The organism is Microvirgula curvata (genome assembly GCF_054781615.1).
Genome location: NZ_BAAGUB010000036.1, coordinates 376,804 through 394,333 on the forward strand (window position 1 = coordinate 376,804; position 17,530 = coordinate 394,333).

11 protein-coding genes and 2 pseudogenes are annotated in these 17,530 nt (G+C 52.3%); 5 read left to right on the forward strand and 8 right to left on the reverse strand.

The genetic code is table 11. The annotated features are described in order from the left end of the window. Positions 1-4: 4 nt before the first annotated feature. The 4 genes from ACYVG8_RS18700 to ACYVG8_RS18715 all read left to right on the forward strand — a co-directional run bounded on the left by ACYVG8_RS18700 (position 5) and on the right by ACYVG8_RS18715 (position 4,594). A complete protein-coding gene (locus tag ACYVG8_RS18700; RefSeq protein WP_460746556.1) occupies positions 5-2,254 on the forward strand; it encodes a ThiF family adenylyltransferase in 2,250 nt (749 codons plus the stop codon). A 12-nt stretch (positions 2,255-2,266) separates the two neighbouring features. Continuing rightward, positions 2,267-2,932: a hypothetical protein gene (locus ACYVG8_RS18705; RefSeq protein ID WP_460746557.1), complete on the forward strand. Its 666-nt coding sequence runs from the start codon at positions 2,267-2,269 to the stop codon at positions 2,930-2,932. Continuing rightward, positions 2,929-3,795 carry a ComEC/Rec2 family competence protein gene (locus tag ACYVG8_RS18710; protein WP_460746559.1) on the forward strand — a complete coding sequence of 289 codons (867 nt, stop codon included), beginning with the start codon at positions 2,929-2,931 and terminating at the stop codon, positions 3,793-3,795. The genes ACYVG8_RS18705 and ACYVG8_RS18710 overlap by 4 nt, the downstream gene beginning before the upstream one ends. Positions 3,796-3,973: 178 nt before the next feature. Further along, entirely contained in the window at positions 3,974-4,594 is a 621-nt protein-coding gene (locus ACYVG8_RS18715; protein WP_460746560.1) for a DUF6037 family protein, read from the forward strand. A gap of 450 nt (positions 4,595-5,044) precedes the next feature. On the opposite strand, the gene ACYVG8_RS18720 is transcribed toward ACYVG8_RS18715, so the two are convergent. From ACYVG8_RS18720 to ACYVG8_RS18740, 5 genes and pseudogenes are all read right to left on the reverse strand, one after another. Continuing rightward, positions 5,045-5,320: a helix-turn-helix transcriptional regulator gene (locus ACYVG8_RS18720; RefSeq protein ID WP_460746562.1), complete on the reverse strand. Its 276-nt coding sequence runs from the start codon at positions 5,318-5,320 to the stop codon at positions 5,045-5,047. Between the two features lie 225 nt (positions 5,321-5,545). Continuing rightward, positions 5,546-6,756: pseudogene (locus ACYVG8_RS18725) on the reverse strand (IS3 family transposase); the annotation flags it as partial. A gap of 1,130 nt (positions 6,757-7,886) precedes the next feature. Continuing rightward, positions 7,887-8,333 (reverse strand): hypothetical protein, encoded by a 447-nt coding sequence (locus ACYVG8_RS18730; protein ID WP_460746563.1) that lies wholly within the window; start codon positions 8,331-8,333, stop codon positions 7,887-7,889. A gap of 899 nt (positions 8,334-9,232) precedes the next feature. Then, on the reverse strand, positions 9,233-9,865 hold the full coding sequence (locus ACYVG8_RS18735) for a hypothetical protein (protein ID WP_460746565.1): 633 nt from the start codon (positions 9,863-9,865) through the stop codon (positions 9,233-9,235). 302 nt (positions 9,866-10,167) lie between these two features. Beyond that, positions 10,168-10,632 (reverse strand): annotated as a pseudogene (locus ACYVG8_RS18740) (integrase core domain-containing protein); the annotation flags it as partial. 706 nt (positions 10,633-11,338) lie between these two features. Here ACYVG8_RS18740 and ACYVG8_RS18745 point away from each other — a divergent pair. Further along, positions 11,339-14,599, forward strand: coding sequence for an EAL domain-containing protein (locus ACYVG8_RS18745; protein ID WP_460746566.1), 3,261 nt, complete (start codon positions 11,339-11,341; stop codon positions 14,597-14,599). A 7-nt stretch (positions 14,600-14,606) separates the two neighbouring features. On the opposite strand, the gene ACYVG8_RS18750 is transcribed toward ACYVG8_RS18745, so the two are convergent. The 3 genes from ACYVG8_RS18750 to ACYVG8_RS18760 form a co-directional block, all read right to left on the reverse strand. Then, positions 14,607-15,131 carry a GTPase family protein gene (locus ACYVG8_RS18750; RefSeq protein WP_460746568.1) on the reverse strand — a complete coding sequence of 175 codons (525 nt, stop codon included), beginning with the start codon at positions 15,129-15,131 and terminating at the stop codon, positions 14,607-14,609. Positions 15,132-15,485: 354 nt separating this feature from the next. Then, positions 15,486-16,736 carry a cystathionine gamma-synthase family protein gene (locus ACYVG8_RS18755; RefSeq protein WP_460746569.1) on the reverse strand — a complete coding sequence of 417 codons (1,251 nt, stop codon included), beginning with the start codon at positions 16,734-16,736 and terminating at the stop codon, positions 15,486-15,488. A gap of 572 nt (positions 16,737-17,308) precedes the next feature. Continuing rightward, entirely contained in the window at positions 17,309-17,473 is a 165-nt protein-coding gene (locus ACYVG8_RS18760; protein ID WP_460746570.1) for a hypothetical protein, read from the reverse strand. Positions 17,474-17,530 lie beyond the last annotated feature (57 nt).

The following is a 17,530-nucleotide window of genomic DNA, read 5'->3' on the forward strand; positions in this document are numbered from 1 at the left end:
AGCAATGCAGGCCGTTCGAGATGCAGTGGTCCTGCTACAACGCCATCCTGCGTTGTCCAGCGTGGGGCAACCTATGTTGGACAACGGCGGATTTGAAATTGAGGCGACGATAGAGGTATCTCTACCTAGTCGCTTTCGAGTTGATGGAGTTACCCCAAATGGCATTCGCGCTATCGAGCCGTGCTGGCTAACTTTCCCTGTTGATTGGCCGATGCGGGCCCCCGAGGTCTGGTTGCGGGAGGACTTCCCTCTCAATCTTCCGCACATAAACCCGCACAAGGTAGGCCAGAGAGTAAACCCCTGCCTCTTTGAGGGTTCCTTGGATGAAGTGCTTCACCGATTTGGGTTGGAGCGTATCGTTGACCAACTTAGCGAATGGCTAAGCAAGGCGGCGTCTGGGCAACTCATCGATATGCAGCAAGGCTGGGAGCCTACGCGGCGTGATTCGTCTCCGTCAACCGTGGTTTTCAGTGCAGAGGATGCCATCGCGAGGGTTCCTCTGGATGGAGCTCTATTGCTTATACGAGGAAGCTACTTCGCCTATGACGGTACCCTGTTGGCCTATGCCGCAGAAGACATGCAGGCAGTCGAGCCGGCGTTTAGTCAGCAGCATTATCAGCGGCGTTCTTTTAAGTGGGCTGGTGGCGATTTGCCATTCTTGTTCGCCCGCTGTGTCGATGACTCTGGGGCGCCGCGAGTTGTGTCGGAATACTTGCCAGAAACAGTAGAAGACCTTCCGTCCCTCTTGGAAAGGGCGGCCTCACTAGGAGCTAGAAGCGAGCAAATTCAGTCCGTACTGCACCGCTATGTATTCCAGATGACGCTGCAGCGCCCGGCGGATGCCGACTGGTCGTCCGGTGTGTTCGCAGCCGTTGTGCTGCTCGTTCATCGTCCCGCTTCTCTTGTTGGTTCACCAGGGAGGCAAGTCGAGGTGTTGCCGTACGTAGTCCGGTTCACTTTGAATGAGCAGAAACCGCTGGAGCCGGTCAGCCATGCCCATCCGGCGTTTCATTCCCATCGGGTGTCGCCAGCACTACTATCGCTTGCCTCTGGCCTGCCTGCAGACCAAAAGCGGCTAAAGCTGCTGATGCTTGGGTGTGGCAGCTTGGGCTCAAAGGTGGCCTTGCATTTGGGGCGTGTAGGTGTAGGCAACATGACTTTTATAGACAACGAAGTCATGTCCCCACACAACGGAGCTCGACATGCCCTGATTCCTCGCAGGCAGATGGCCTTCAACCCGTACAAGGCAACACTAATGGAGCAGGCCTTGGGGGAGCTCGGCCATGACGATTGCGAGTCATATCAAATTGATGCGGCAGACGTGCTGCTCAATGAGGAAATCGCTGACCAACTGCTTGGTCAGGATGAGGCCGTCATTATCGACACGACCGCTTCACTTCTCGTGGCCTCAGCAGCCACAGTATCGGTTCCACTGACCAAGGTGCTGTCTCGCCGCTTGGTGCAAACAGGTATGTATGCGCAGGGTAAAGCCGTCTACTTGTTCGCAGAAGGAGCACAACGGTCCGTTACAGCCGAGGACCTCCGGGCGCGTTTGTTTGAGCATTGCCGGCATGATGCCGCGTTGAGAGCCCGGATTAGTGGTGAAACGTCAGACCCAACCCGCATCTTCGTTGGAGACAACTGCCGGTCTTTAACAATGCCAATGACTGATAGCAAGGTCTCTAGGGCTGCGGCAATGGTGGGGAGTCAGCTGGAACGGTGGTTGACGCAGGAAATGCCTGTCCTTGGGCAGCTCTGCTTCGGCTTGGAGGACGCGTCTGGCGTAGGTATGAACTGGGCGAGTGAAGAGCTACAGCCTTCCGTCGTGTTATCACCAGCACATGAAGATGGCTGGACCGTGCGTGTCTTGGCTTCAGTCGCTCAAGCCATTGACGTCGACGCAAAGCAGTGGGGCCGACTCGAGACCGGGGGGGCGCTCATCGGTCACGTTTCCCATACTACTCGGACCATCATTGTGGCGGGCTTGATTGATGTCCCTTCAGATAGCAAGCGTTCTGAGTCGAGGTTCGTTTTGGGGATTACTGGTCTCGTTTCTGCACTTAGCAGCGCACATGATGATTCGTTAGGGCATCTGCACTTTGTTGGAACTTGGCATAGCCATCCCATGGGCGGAAAACATTCGAGCCTAGACCGGGATACCTTGAGTCGAATTGCCAAGGATTTTGAAGGTTGCCCGGCGGTCTCTCTGGTGTGGACCCCGCAAGGCATTGTTGTCGTGGTTGAGCAGCTCTGAGGCCTAGCAGCTATGGAAAAGATTCCGTTCACTTCCTACGACTTTTGGGCCTATCTATCCGCGGGCTTCCTGCTGTTGTTCGTTGCCGACCAAGTCGCTGGAACGGAATTGCTCGTCAGGGATTCGTGGACGATTGTGCAAGGTGTGGTGGCCGTGGCAAGCGCGTACGCTTCGGGCCAGCTAGTAGCTAGCATGTCGGCACAGGTCTTCGAGCACCTGTTCGTTGGTAAGGTTCTTGGCTTTCCCCGCAGGGTGCTCTTCGGTCGCTCGAATGCGCCTAGATGGCTGCGAGCCTGCATGCCTGGTTACTTCAAGGCCTTGCCTGATGAGACAATTGCCCTGGTTTTGAAAAAGGCTGCGACCGAGGGGGTGACGAGCCCGGGTGAGGGGATGTTCTGGGTGGCCTACGCTCGAGCACGGTCTGACTCAGTGGTTATGGCGCGGCTTGAGAACTTCTTGAACCTCTACGGCTTTTGCCGCAACACGGCGCTGGTTGCGCTCATCGACGCGGTACTACTTTACTGGTCCTACCGCTGGAATGGTGGCGCTGAAGTGCACCTGTACTGCTCTTGGGCTGCTGCCACCGTCGGAGTGGGCATGACCTTCCGATACCTTAAATTCTTTCGTCATTACGCTGTAGAGGTCTTCACCTCATACGCCCACAGCAAGGACACGTGATGGTTCCTATCTCGGTGAATGATGCACTCCTTCAAATTTTCAACGTGGAGCACGGTGCGTGTGCCTTACTGACCACACCTACGGGAACTGGCAACTGGCGAAAGGTCCTCATTGACTGCGGGCACAACGCAACGACGGGGTGGTATCCCGGGCGTCACCTGCGCAGCATGGGGGTGACCTATCTTGAAAAATTCATCGTCACCAACTACGACGAGGACCATGTTTCAGGCTATCCCGACCTGCTGGCTCAAGGAGTCAACGTGGACTGGATAGTCCGCAACACATCTGTGACGCCAGCGACCATCCGTCACCTAAAGAGTGAAACCGGGATGGGAAAAGGCATTGATGCCTTGGTTCAAAGCCTAGGGAACTATTTCCCTCCTGGTGGCTCGCCCAATCCTTCGCCGACCTTCCCTGGTGTATCACTGGAATACTTCTATAACGACTACCCCATCTTCGACGACGAGAACAACCTTAGCCTAGTGGTCTATCTAACGGTCTACGGAACATCGTTCCTTTTTCCCGGCGATATGGAGTGCAATGGCTTCGAGCACCTTTTAGCGACAAATGCTCGGTTCCGTCAGATTGTCCCGAATATCAATGTGCTGGTCGCGTCCCATCATGGACGAGAGAATGGCATCTGCAAGGAGATGTTCGACACATACGGATGTCGCCCACAACTGGTGGTTATTTCTGACGATTACAAGCAGTACAGCACTCAGGAAACTACGAAATATTACGCTAGTAAGGTAACGGGCATCGCTGACTTTCGTGCTCCTGGCAATAACCGTTTTGTGCTGACTACGCGTAGCGATGGAGATGTTTGTTTTACTTGGGCAAGCGGTCGGTGCACTGTCTTCTAAATGTCGTTTAGGTGGCCCGTCTGACTGAAGTGCGGTGTGATTAATCATCAAGAGGCATTGTCACGGCGACAAGCTGGAATGCAACCAATAGATTCTCGGTTTGAGTAACATGAACCAGCAAAAAACTTCGATACAGTACTAGGTAGCAGCATTGTCACTTTGCAAAAAGGGGATGGCCATGTTCATGAAAAACCTTAAGGCTCTGCATGAGAGCATGCTCAACATGTTTAATGCTCACGGTGAAGCTGTAGAGCATCAACGTTTCAGAAGTAGGCAAGGTGGGGTGACGTTTGAATGTATTTTCTCAACGGGTGAGACGCCTTTTATTTTTTCATTAACCTCAAGAGGAACAGAGGCTCAGCCCCAGTCCGAGTTCTTTTTGTTTGAAGTTTCGGAAGACTATAAAATTGCAGGCTATTTTGGCGATATGTATGGCCGGTTAGCCAAAGTGCTTTCCACCAATGGAGGGCAATCTGAAAACAAGTTGCTGCCTAATGATTTTCTTGCTGAGCTTGACGCCAATATTCCAACAAAGGCTATGCAAAATAATATTCCTAGCCCAGAAGAAATCATTGCAGGTAGGCCTGATATAACAGAGGACCGAGAGAAACCCTACTGGAGCCATTGGGCTCATCCCCGCTGCAAAGCGGATGGGTCTCCTGGCAGCGTATCAGACGAGAATCGTAAGAAAACAGCCGCTCTTCTGGGCTCGGTTGCATTGGCTTACAGTAAAAAAGTCCGTATGTCTTCGTGCTGGAGTCCTACTCCTGCGCATGCTAATTGGAAGCCGCAGGAGTAGTGCGACAGGCGGGCCGCCAGTAGCCTAGAAGCTGCTTGGGTATGGCTTGTAAGCTTTGACTGCATGTACAAGCCGAGGACAAGTAGAGGCCCGCAGCCGTGCTTGGCCTCGATTGCGGTCATCTCCATTACCTAACCGGGGCGTCCACCAGCCAATCTTGACGGATTCAGTCACCTCCTGTGTTTGAGCTTTGAGGACGTGAACTTCCTGAATCAGCGGACCGGGCAATCGATTCGGTGGAGGGGGCGACTACCGACCGGGTAGGAGTGAGACACGGGCACACCTCGTGTGTGTCCTGCAGCAACTAATTAGCTTTGTCCTCGGTATTGCAACAAATCTCTGTCCCCGCACTGAGCGGTGAACTGCCCCCAAAAGTTGGACACCGATCCAACGCTTGGGGTGCAGTTCAGTTCCCGCCGGGGCATTTTTCTGAGTGCAAAGGGGGATAACTCAGTGACGCTGTCGTGCCGCGACCTGTTCGGCCTTGGTTGGACGACCGCGTCGTCTGGGTGTGAGAGGCTGGGTAGGGGGGAAGGATAGCGGTGTAGCGCAGGCTTGGTGCTTTGCTTCTAGCCAGGCCTCGACGTCAGCCAAGCGGAAGCGCAGCAGGCGGCCAAGCTTGATGGCCTGGGGCAGGTCGCCGCCGGTCGAGTGGCGGTTGTAAATGGTCTGCTCGGCAAGGCCAAGGTAGTTAGCAAGCGTCTTCGGAGAGAGGAGTTTCTCCATGAGTCACGGTACTGGGCAAGCAGTCACATGACTGCAATCAGTATAAGCAGGCATTACCTCCATTTACCGTGATTGCCAATCAAAACACTGCAAAAAAAAGTATTAACACGGCACAGAGACAAGAGCTGGAAACTGGCACCTCGAAAGGTCACCAAAATTGTACGCACTGGACTTGCCCCCGTACCTTAGGACACCCGTACCCGCCTCAGGTTGAAGGAATCGCCAGCGTCTGAACTCCCGGGGTGACCGGTAGCCCAGCGCACTGCGCGGGTGGTGCTCGTTATAGTGCTCGAAGGCCTGCGCCAGGTTCGCCAGTGCGGTTTTCCCGTCCGGCTTTGGCATGAAGGCGATGTAATCCCGCTTCATCGTCCGGACGAAGCTCTCCGCCATCCCGTTGCTCTGCGGACTGCATACCGGGGTCGTCACCGGCTCCAGTCCGATCTCCCGGGCAAAGCGGCGGGTCTCTTCTGCTGTGTAGGCACTGCCGTTGTCACTCAGCCATTGCACGGCATACGGCGGTCGTTCCAGGCTGAAACGGTGCTCGACCGCCGCCAGCATCACGTCGCGTACGTCGTCACCACGGTATCCACGCCGACTGGCGATCCTGCTCAGTGCTTCCCGATCACAGCAGTCCAGTGCAAACGTGACCCGCAGTTTCTCGCCGTTGTCGGCATTGAACTCGAAGCCATCCGAACACCAGCGCGTGTCGCTGGCTGCCACGGCCACACGGCCTTCGTGCCGGCGCGTCTGCCCGGGCCGCTTGATGCGCCGCGCCAGCAACAGGCCATGCTCCCGCATGACCCGGTAGACCCGCTTCCGGTTCACTCTCGGCAAGGCCAACTGATCGCGCTGGCGACGCAGCACGCCCCAGGTGCGGCGATAGCCGTAACTGGGCAGATCAACGATGACAGCCTTCAATTCGGCCACCAGCGCCGCATCATCCCGGCTCCGGTGCCGGCATCCATCCTGCCAGTCGTCAGGTCGGTGAAGACGGACCATCAGGGCTGAGCGCGCCACGCCGAGACTTCCACTGACCGCCTTCACTGGTCGTCCCCGGGCAACAAGGGCATGCGCGCAATCCATTTTCGCGAGTGGGCGATCTCCACCGCTTCCTTGAGAATCTCGTTCTCCATGGTCTTCTTGCCGAGCATACGCTGCAGATCGCGGATCTGCTTCATGGCCTCAGCCAGCTCGGAAGCCGGGACGACAGACTCCCCGGTCCTGACGGCAGCGAGGCTGCCTTCCTGATAAAGCTTGCGCCACTTGAACACCTGATTGGCGTGCACATCATGCTGTCGCGCCACGGTGGAAACGGAACGACCGGGCTCGAAGGTTTCCCGCACGATGGCCAGCTTCTGCTCGACGCTGAACCGGCGTCGTTGCTCTGGGTGGGCCAGCACATCGACCCGCTCGATTTTGGACATGGGTTTGAACATGGTTTCAAGACTACCGCTTAGTTTAGGCGGGATGCGGTGTCCTGTCGTTCGGGGGGCTCATCCACACTCTGCGGTCAGTGCATGCAAATGGAAGGGAAGGTCACCAAAATTGTACGAATATGGCGTCGGAACTGCGGCAAGCTGCGCAAATTTGATGAATTTCACGGTTGAACTCGTGGAAGAGGAAAATTTTGGTGACCTTCCCTTGGGTAACACCAATACGCAGGTTAATTTCGATGAATTTCCCTAGATGCTCGTCCTGACCTTTCCCCATTCAATCAGTCACAAACTAGCAGGCGGCAAGCATCTTTCCTGATAACTGAAATTATCAGGAAAGGTGGTCCCATTTCGACTATCGTCAGGAGAACAGCCTAACTTTGTCGCATTTTGAGAATAAGGGGGGCATCGGTTAGAGTAGCTGAAGTGGCAGTCAAGATAGCGGATTAGTCGAGGACGACATGTCTCAAGATAACAGTATCGACCTGGAAGTTGCACTTAAGGAAATCCACGAGCTAGCGCTGGCCGATGGTGATCTTGGGTACGCCTACTGGTACCAAGTCGGCCAGTTGCTCAGGCGAGCTGCGGGTATGCAAGCCGAAATAGATGCTCTTAGCAAAGAACTTGAGTGGTACCGCGCTCGACGCGGTAGCTAACACTATATCCTTTCTAAGTTTTTAATGCTAAAAATTATCATTATCGGATGCGACAGGAACTGGTGCAGGCCACCTTGACGATGGCGGTTGCTCGCCGCCGCCCCCAAGGTGAAGTGCTGTAGCACTCCGACTGCGGCAGTCAGTATTGTGCGTTCGATTACCAGCAACTGTTACGGCTGAATGGTATCACCCCAAGATATTCCCGGGCCGGCAACTGCTGGGATAGACCACAACAACGAAAAGCGCTGGCAATGATGAAAAGCCGGGAAATGCCAGTTTCTGAGATTTCGAGCTATTTTTGCGTGTTTAGGTCGACCCTCTACAACCTGAATGCGGTTAATCGGTGATGAAAAATAATCGCGTATTGATTGTGGATATTACCAGCTAGAAAATTATGGCTCCGTATCAGCTCGGCTCTCAGGCTGGTAAGGGGTCAACTGGCAAGTGGTTTGATTGCCATTGCTTGATAGTAGGCTTCTACGATTTAGGCGCGGTCAGCACCAGCAGAGCTCGCATAGCTGCTTCTTCAAAATTTTTACCTTCTACAGAGATGCCGTCCATAGCGCATCGTACACTGCCATCGCTTGCATCGAAAGTGCCCCCCTCTTTCTGCACTAGCTCAAATGCTACGGAAATTTCCTCCGCCCAAGGGGGGGCTCTGTTTTCCACGCATTTCTCATTCAAAAAATATGTAATAATGGTACCTTTATTCTCATTAAAGAGAGAGAACGCAGAATTAGGCTCTCCCACTATATTGACGCCAGATTGTTTCCAGAATTGATAAATCAAGTCCAGATTTGTTAAATTTCCGGCCTTGGCCTCTGTTTCCTCCTTGAAAACCGTAAAATCTTGCGCCTCACTTGGTAGAGGATTATGCAGAAAATGCATGTCCACCCAGGATTCAATAGCTTTCTTTTGTTTCATAATAATTGACTACCTTTGACTCAAACCTCACTTTGTAATTTGCAATGCACGTGCGGAAGAGTCGCATTAGTGCAGCCGCCATGCAGACTGAAATGAGCTTTCCAGAGTTGCGATGCTTATTCTCTATGGCTTTTCTATCCTCTATTTTGGAGCCTAGATTATTACTATGGATTTTTCGGCGCAGCATTGTCCAGGCCGGCTGTCTGCCTCTGTGACTTAGACTTCTCTCCGAGGTGCTTGACCAGTGGCCCCACATCTTCCGGCAACTTCAATGACGTGGCCGCATGGGACGCAATGAATGCCCTGGCCCCCTCATCCTACTAGGTAATCCGTTCGATACGATGCCGCACCTGTTCCAGCCACTTGAGTGTTTGGCCAGGCTTTATCTCGGTGACGTCGTAGGCAGGAAAAGAGTGTTTGTAGAGGAGCGCCCCCTTCAGACTTAGCACCTCACCCATGCGGAAGAGTGGTTCCTCTTTGTCCACTCACAGCTTACAGTTAATGATGAATGCCTAACCCGCAGTCTTGTCCGGCTCGGGAGGAAAGACAGTTGTACCTTCTTTGCGATGTTGAATCACTTATTCCCAAGTCGCGTACAAAGGGAATCATCGTATCTGCATACTTGCAATTGTCATTGCTATCATCACGCTACAATTCACGGTGAGTGCTGATGGCGACGACGCTTGCCCGATTTTCAGGGAATGGATAATTCTCATAAGAATACAGAGCTATATTTGAGAGAAACGTTTCAGAAAAAAGAAAATATTGATGATATCAAGCATTCTGTTTTTTACAATTTTTCGAATGCAATGGATATTTATTAAAAAGAAAAATTACCACTGTATCTTATGCGATAAATTACTGGCTTATAACTTATCTTTGAGCCGTGGTTTCGTTGTCTATTGAGACACGATAGCCCGCCATCCTTTTTCAGTTTTCATAAATCCGGACCAGGCTTGTCGCGGAACCCTATCGCCAATAGCTGCGTTGTCCTTGAATCCTAGCTTCTCCAATTCCGACCAAGCTACGATAAAAGCGTTCCAGTGAAGGTTTCGTTCATTCTCACTACCCCTTGAAAGAAAGTCAGTGCATAACTTGCATTTAAGCAAAAGAGCATCTCTTCGTGCCGGGAAGGTGTCTCTTTGAGACGCTACCCAGTTATCGGCTTCCGTATAAATATTGAGGTCCGTTTGCAGTGCCTCAACCCCCATAAATCCTGAGTTTTTATGGCGTTGTTGGACCGTTTTCACGAGTCCATTCGCAAGCCCGAGGACAACTTCCGGGAGGGGCTTGGTTAACTTTAAATTGTATTCGTAACGAACGTTATACTTATTCTCCGCAGAAGTGTCTTGCCAGCCATTCTCTTTCTTAAAATCGTCGATAACTAGTCCATCAAGCTCATCGTTTTTGGCATACGGCAATATGGTTTCATAGGCTAGTTTGTCGTTGGGCGCATTCTCCGTGCACGCAGTCAATAACGCCATTAAGCTAAGGGCAGTGAAAATGGTGAGAGGCTTTCGATTCATTTTCATAGGCAGTCACAAAATTCAGATAAGAAGGTAAGCACAAGTAGCCAGGGCAGTACTGACCACCCGGATAGGCAGGGGGAGTGCAAAAGCAAGTAGATGCTCTGGGTGCTAGTAGGAATCTTGATTCTACGTTTTACGTAGATGCTTTGCAAGGGCATCCTACGAAATTCGTAGAATATGCGCTAAACCACCTGCATCGATATTTGGTAAACGACTACGAGGAGCTCGCCTATAGCGAGGCATTCCTCGAGACAAGATTGGCGTCATGGTTGGGCTCGATGAGAGCACGGATGACCTCATCCCGACTAACCGGGCGGTCTAAGCTGGAGATTTCCGGCTTCAAGATGGGCTAGCCGGAACTCGCTGGGAGTCCGGTCGCCCAGCGAACTGTGCGGCCTGAATTCGTTGTAATCCTGCCGACAACGCTCGATCTTGTCACGCGTGTCAGCCAGCGACAGAAACCAATGCACGTTCAGGCACTCATCCCGCAGACTGCCGTTGAACGACTCGATGAAGGCATTATCCGTGGGTTTCCCGGGCCGCGAGAAGTCCAGCGTGACACCTTGTTCGTACGCCCATTGATCCAGCGCCACCGAAATGAATTCACTGCCGTTGTCGACCTGAATCCGTTGCGGCGTCCCGCGCAAGGCTTGCACATGCCGCATTGTCGCCACTACGTCCGCGGCTTTCAGGGCGAAATCCACCGTGATCGCCAAGCTTTCCCGGCAAAAATCATCCACTACAGTTAACGCCCGGATATTTTGGCTGTGGTGGCACACCAAAAATTCTGAGCATATAAAAAGCGAGGAATATAATGCCCAAAAATAGGTATTTGCTGCATCGTAAAGTTTACTTATCCTGCTGCTGGAAGGAGGTGGCTTATGGAGGCCGGTTTTTTTTGCGAATTGCCAACAGAGGTTTCGCATGGAGGATACCTCTCGCATGGCAATAATGTGTTTGATTGATAATCAATATTTGGAAGTGCTTGTCAGAATGCAGAATAAACCAGTCATGATGCTGTGGTGCATGCTTGACTTTTTGCCTTTTCTGAATATAAATTGTTGATCCGATAGCTAATCCAATTATGAAAACCTGCTTCGCTATCAGCAGGAAGCACATAAGCTGCCGCAGGGGGAATCTGTGAAAATTCATTAGATGAAACGTTAGATATAAATTCATGAGATTTGATGTAAAATAAAAAAATAAGACTGGCGAGAGCTACTTGTTATTCTATATCTCATGGTGACGTGATCAGCCTCGGAACTGTACTTTGATATCATTTTGATCCGTGACGGGAGTGCCCCCACGGTGATGGCTTGCGCTTCAGTGCGATGCCATTTTCATGAAGATGACCTGGATCAATGCAGTGCTGAAGCTGAGCTGTAACGTATTCAGTCTAGGAGTGACGATCCAGCCACCGTATTCAGATGAAAACTGTAAGCAGTGCAGCCAACGGCATCATTAACGAACTGGGCCATGAAAATGAATGTGAGCTTGAGATGGAAGATTCTGGCCGGCAGCTTGATAGCAGGGGCCTTGGCAGCGATCTTGGCCGGCGTTGACATCCATAGCGCAGTCAAAGATCTTGTAAAGCAAAAAAAGGCATCGAACCAATTGGCTGCCTTTGAACTCACACTGAAAATTGCTAGCCAGATTCCACGGGAGAGAAATGCCTGGGATGTGCCATTGACAAGACAAAATCCGGCAACGCTGGCCCAGATTGATAATGCAAACAAAGAAATAGCCAAAACCGATGCACTAATGAATTCAGCCCGGCAAGCGATGCTCGCTGCGGGATTGGCTACTACTAGGCTTGATGCTAGCGCCGCGATCTTTCGACAAATTCGTGTCGAAGTAAAAGAAGCGGCCGCCAGACCAAAAGAAAAGCGTCCCCACAATGTCCATCCTGACATTCAGGACGGTTTTGCCCGAGGGCTTACCCATCTGACAGCAGCGACAGATGAAACCTTTCTGGCGTTGGGGCAGTCTGGCAACAGCCATCTGGTTCAAGCTGCTGTGCTGGCCCGTCTGGCCCAAGAGATGCGGACGGTCAATGGGATACGAGCGGCAAATTTGGCCGTTTTTGTTTATGGTGAGGAATTTGCCGAAGACAGAGTTATCACCGTTATTGAAGAATCCGGTGCTGTAGCTTTGTTGGCGAAGCAATTGGAAAAAATGGTTGGTGATCTTGGCAATCAACCGAAACTGGTCAACGCTTTGGCCACCATGCGCACAACGTTAATGATGGAAGGAGAACAACGGTTTCGTTCCATCATCACCGCGGCACGGGAGGGACGACCTTGCCCCATATCTGCCACAGAGTGGCACAAATGGGTGAGGCCGGCATTGGACTCGTCCCTTATTCTCCGGGATGCGGCCTTGGATGTGGCGCATGACCAGAGTTCCAGTTTATTCTTGGAAACAGTGGTAAATTTAGTGTTTGCTTTAACCAGTCTGATTGTGGTCACCATTGTATTCGCTGGCACCGTATTCCGGGTCAACAAGATGGTGATTCGCCCTTTGACTGTCTTGACCGGACTCGTCCGCCGTCTGGCAGATAATGACCTGACCATTAGCATACCTCGAACGACTCGGGAAGATGAAATTGGAGAGCTGACAAAAGCAATTGTTGTGTTCCGCGAGAACGCCATTCAGGTTGAACGACTGGAGGCTGAGCTACATGCAACGCAACAGGCACATATCCTCTCCATCACCAATGCGCTGCCAGACATTGTTGCCGTGCTTGATACCGATCTTAGGTATGTCGTATGTAATCCCGCATATGTAGGCTGTTTTCAGAAAGTATTTGGCGAACATATGGAGCCAGGTGCGCTGTTTCTGGAGAAAACCATAGCCAACCTGCCGCGGCGCGGAGAGTTTGAAAATAAATGGCGCAAAGCGCTGAGTGGGGAAAATTTTTCTACTGAGTGGAAATATGACGAAGGTGAAAATGAAATCACGTATGACTCCCATTACGGGCCAATATTCAATGCTGCTGGTGAATTAATTGGTGCCTTTCACATCGGGCGGGATATTTCTCAGAGAAAGAAAGACGAGCTGGAGTTGCGTAAGCTCTCCATGGTGGTGGAGCAGGGGCCGATGACCGTTGTGATGACGGATGCAAAAGGGCATATTCAGTACGTAAACAAGGCTTTTACCGAGACAACCGGGTATCAGCTTGGTGAAGTTCTGGGGAAAAATCCACGGATACTGAGTAGCGGGATGACGCCAGCGAGCGAATACTCTTCTCTATGGACACAGGTCAGAAATGGCCATCCGTGGACTGGGAGGTTCCGAAATAAAAAGAAGGATGGTAGCTTTTATTGGGAAGATGCCGTTATTTTTCCAATTCTTGACGACACTGGAGTCATCAATCATATTGCGGCAATCAAACAGGATGTCACAAAAAGGCTTGAAGCTGAAGAGCATATTGCATTCCTAGCTTCACACGATGATTTGACCAGGCTTCCTAACCGTCTGCTTAGTCGGGACCGTATGGAGCAGTCCATGGCGAGCGCTTATCGGGAAAACTGCAAGGTAGCGCTGTTTTTTATAGACCTTGATCGATTCAAATGGGTCAATGATTCCCTTGGACATTCAGTTGGGGATACGCTTCTCAGAATGGCGGCGGAGCGCATCAAGGGTTGTATACGAGAGGCTGATACTCTTGGGCGTCAGGGGGGGGACGAATTTCTTGTCATCCTTTCCTGTCTGAATGATTTTAATGTAATTAACCGCGTGGCGACCCGGATTTTGGAACAAATGGCTGAGCCGTTTATTATCGACGGCGCCGAGCTGTTTTTGTCTGTTTCAATCGGAATTTCTGTTTATCCTGATAATGGAAGAGATTTTGATACTTTGCTGAAACGGGCTGATAGTGCAATGTATCTTGCCAAGGATTCCGGCCGGAATACTTATCGCTTTTTTACCGAGCAATCGAATGTTGATGCAAATGAATATGTCAGCATTCTTGGCGGGCTGAGGAAAGCTCTGGAACGTAATGAATTTGTTCTGCATTATCAACCTCAAATTGATTTGGCTAGCGGTCAGGTAGTAGGTTTTGAGGCGCTGATTCGCTGGAATTCTCCGCAACAAGGTCTGGTTCCACCTCGGATCTTCATTCCTGTGGCTGAAGATAGTGGCCTCATCATCAAGATCGGAGAGTGGGTTTTGCAGGAAGCATGCCGGCAAGCTGCAAGATGGCAATCTATTTGCAGCCATTTGGTGGTTGCGGTTAATCTGTCGGCATTCCAGTTCAAGCGCGGCAATATCCTGCAATGTGTCCAGGATGCGTTGGCCAATGCTAATCTGGATCCATCGCTCCTGGAGCTGGAGTTGACAGAGTCTATCCTGATAAAGGATACGGATAATATACTGGCTACAATAAGGGGCTTGAAAGCGCTAGGGGTCAGATTGTCCATTGATGATTTTGGCACCGGATACTCCAGCCTGACTTACTTGCGGCAATTCAATGCGGATAAATTAAAAATTGACCAGTCTTTTGTCCGGGGAGCCATCCATAATAATGATGACAATACAATTATCAGGGCAATTGCCCAGATGGCGAGGGAGATGGGTATGAAATCCATTGCCGAGGGGGTCGAGGATGCGGAAACCCTAGATATTGTCCGAAGCCATGGTTGCGATGAAGTTCAGGGATACTACTTTGCCAAACCTATGCCGGCAGATGAGATAGCCGATTTCTTGACCAGTGCAACGCCCTCGACCCGGATTTGAATGGTAGCTATGGATGCCGCGGAGGAAGTTTGTTAGTGAAGAACCGAGCTAGGCGCTTTCGGTGACGATCTGCGCCTTTCGGCATTCGGAGCAGGAACAGCTCCAGTGCCTTCTTCGTCGGCTCGTACAGGTCGAAGTCGAGGTAGAGTAGGGAAATGATGGTGTGCGGATTGGCTTCGAGGTACTGCGCAGCGGTCTGGGTGAAGTCGCTTTTGACCAGTTCGACATTCGGGATGTGTGCCAGGTGGCGCTCGCTGTTGTACTTCTCGACTGAGCGTTCGAGCTCTTTCATCAGGCTGGCATACAGCTCGGTGTAGTTGGCGTCGCAGGCGGTGCTTTCGCCCACGTCGGGTACATCGAGCAGCGACAGGCCCTTGCCGTTCTGATTGCTGAGGGTGATCTCCTGCGGATGGCGGGTGCAGGCTTCAACATCACTGACGCTGGCCGTTTCCTGACCGAATAGCGCATTGCACAGCGAAGACTTGCCGGCGCCAGTCTTACCGAGTACGCCGACGACCGCTTGGTATTGCACGACCTGGCGGATAAGGACGCAACAAGGACTCGCAACCCTCAACTTCAAACAGCGCATCGCTGAGCTCGATGGCCCAGTCCATACCGGCTTCGTGTTGCCAGACATCCAGCGGTTGCAGGGCGGACAACGGGTTCCCGAGGCCGTGCCAGGGGACTTGGCCGACGTAGGCCATGGTTTCGATGAGATGAGACATATCAGACTCCCGGAAAAATGCCCTGGTGGTGGCCAGGGCGGGTGGAGGAGGGCGGTGAAGGGGTGTCACTGCCTGTTACCGGGTAGGTGATATGTGGCTGAAAAATTTTGGGATGGGTGTATCTGCGCAGCGGGTAGTTCCTGCCGATTGTCCACGATAGCTTACTGCAGTCCGTGGAATGCCTGTGTGAAGTCCTCAATGAGATCCTCAACTTCCTCAATACCGACGGACACCCGTATCAGACCGTCAGGAATCTCCATCTCCTTGCGTCTGGCAGGACCTGCCTCCCAGAAAATTGTGGATGCCACAGGAATGATCAAGGTTCTGGTGTCACCTAGACCGGTTGCCTTAATCGGAACTTGCAAGGTGTTGAGAAACTCGTTTGTCCGTGCAGCATCGCCTAGCTCAAACGACAACAGCCAGGAGCTGGCGCGAAAGAGCTGCTTAGCGCGCTGATGCTGCGGATGTCCAGGTAGCCCTGGATAGGACACCTTCTTGACTGCTTGATGTGCTGCTAAATATTCGGCAAGTGCCTGAGCGTTTGAGCTGCTTTGGCGTACGCGCAGCTCTAGAGTTTCCATACCCACCGAGATTTGGTTGGCATGCTCTGATGACAATGAAGCGCCCATGTCACGGAGCGCTTTCTTGCGCACCTGTAGCAGTCCTTGCTGTGCAGCTGGTGCACGACGATATTCGTCTGCGATGTTTGTGTATCTTGCCCAATCGAACAGTCCAGTATCGGTCACTGCGCCCCCTAGCGCTGTGCCGTGGCCCGATAAGGCTTTGCTCAATGAGTTGACTACTAGGCTGGCCCCCACTAAGGCTGGCTGGAACAGAGCAGGGGACGTAATGGTGTTGTCCACCACGTAAAGCAGTCCACGCTCTTGGCACAGTGTGCCAATACCTTGCAGGTCTGCGATTTGGGTGCCTGGATTGGCGATGGTTTCGACAAAAACCATTTTGGAGGAAGACGTCAGCGCATCAGCGACAGCCTGTGCGGATGCCATGTCAACTAGCGTCACCTCAACGCCAAGCTGTCGCAAGGTTCCCAGTAGGCTACTGGTGTTCCCAAAGACATGGCGGCTAGAGACGATATGGTCGCCTGCCTTGAGCAAGCTGAAGAAGACTGCAGTGAGTGCTCCCATACCAGTCGCAAAGCATACTGTTCCCACCCCACCTTCGAGTTCGTTGATTTTGGCTTCTAGCAACGCTGTGGTGGGTGTGCCTTGGCGGGAGTAATTGAAACTGCCCTTTTTTGTGCCTTGAAATATGCCAATCAGATCCTCCACCTTTTCAAAGCCATATTGGACCGATGTATGCACCGGCGCACGCAGTGCGCCATGCTCCATGCCGATCCTGCGGTCCCGATGGATGATAGTGGTGGTGAGTCCGTTCTTTTCTTTTCTGTCCATGGAGCATGAGTCCTTACAGTGGTCGATGGTTGGCGCGTTACGGAGCCAGAACGGAAGTTGGCCAGCCATATTGTTAGCAGACCGGCGGAGCTTTGCTCGGCCGTAAGAAACTGCCGGGGTTGCCCCTTTTTTCATGGAGCTGGTGCGTCGCCGGCCTACCGCTTCATCGAAGCCATACATTCATGATTTTTCCAAGCGGGTAAGGCTGGCAGTGCCTATCAGGCTACTGCGTGGCTCACTGTTGTGCAAAGCCGCCATCGACAATGATCTCTGTGCTGAGCATGTAGTGAGGTTCGTCACTGATTAAAAACACCACTCGTGGGTGATCTCCTCCAACTGCCCCATGCCGCGTGCTGGAACCCGCGGAGCCATCTGGCGCTTGCGGCCAGTTGAGCGGGCGTGGCGCTCTCCAGCTTGAAGATGGGGGTGTTGTTTGCACCAGGACTGACGGCATTGATGCGGATCTTGCGATCTGGCAGCTCATTACGACCACGAGTGCGCGAGCAAGCGCTTAACTGAATAGCAAACCCAATCTACTAAAGCCGACCAGTACTATACCGCCGGCCTCGTGCTCACAACCGCGCGGAACGGAACAGTATGATCGGGAACAGCCCGCAGAAGACCAGCGTATCCTGCTGGAGCCAGAAGTCGCCGCCATAGGCGAAGCACCGCTTGAGCAGACAGCCAAACAGGATGATCAGAAAGTCCGGCAGCAGGATGAGAGCGTTGTCGAGCATGTATTCTTTTGCGGGTCCCGTGCGGATAGCTGCGATGCAATATGACATTCACGCTAC

What these genes read in the sequence shown, in the direction of transcription:
- ACYVG8_RS18700 (WP_460746556.1), top strand. Translation starts at nt 5, where the DNA reads ATGCAGGCCGTTCGAGATGCAGTGGTCCTGCTACAACGCCATCCTGCG.
- ACYVG8_RS18705 (WP_460746557.1), top strand. Translation starts at nt 2,267, where the DNA reads ATGGAAAAGATTCCGTTCACTTCCTACGACTTTTGGGCCTATCTATCC.
- ACYVG8_RS18715 (WP_460746560.1), top strand. Translation starts at nt 3,974, where the DNA reads ATGTTCATGAAAAACCTTAAGGCTCTGCATGAGAGCATGCTCAACATG.
- ACYVG8_RS18720 (WP_460746562.1), bottom strand. Translation starts at nt 5,320, where the DNA reads ATGGAGAAACTCCTCTCTCCGAAGACGCTTGCTAACTACCTTGGCCTT.
- ACYVG8_RS18730 (WP_460746563.1), bottom strand. Translation starts at nt 8,333, where the DNA reads ATGAAACAAAAGAAAGCTATTGAATCCTGGGTGGACATGCATTTTCTG.
- ACYVG8_RS18735 (WP_460746565.1), bottom strand. Translation starts at nt 9,865, where the DNA reads ATGAAAATGAATCGAAAGCCTCTCACCATTTTCACTGCCCTTAGCTTA.
- ACYVG8_RS18745 (WP_460746566.1), top strand. Translation starts at nt 11,339, where the DNA reads ATGAAAATGAATGTGAGCTTGAGATGGAAGATTCTGGCCGGCAGCTTG.
- ACYVG8_RS18755 (WP_460746569.1), bottom strand. Translation starts at nt 16,736, where the DNA reads ATGGACAGAAAAGAAAAGAACGGACTCACCACCACTATCATCCATCGG.
- ACYVG8_RS18760 (WP_460746570.1), bottom strand. Translation starts at nt 17,473, where the DNA reads ATGCTCGACAACGCTCTCATCCTGCTGCCGGACTTTCTGATCATCCTG.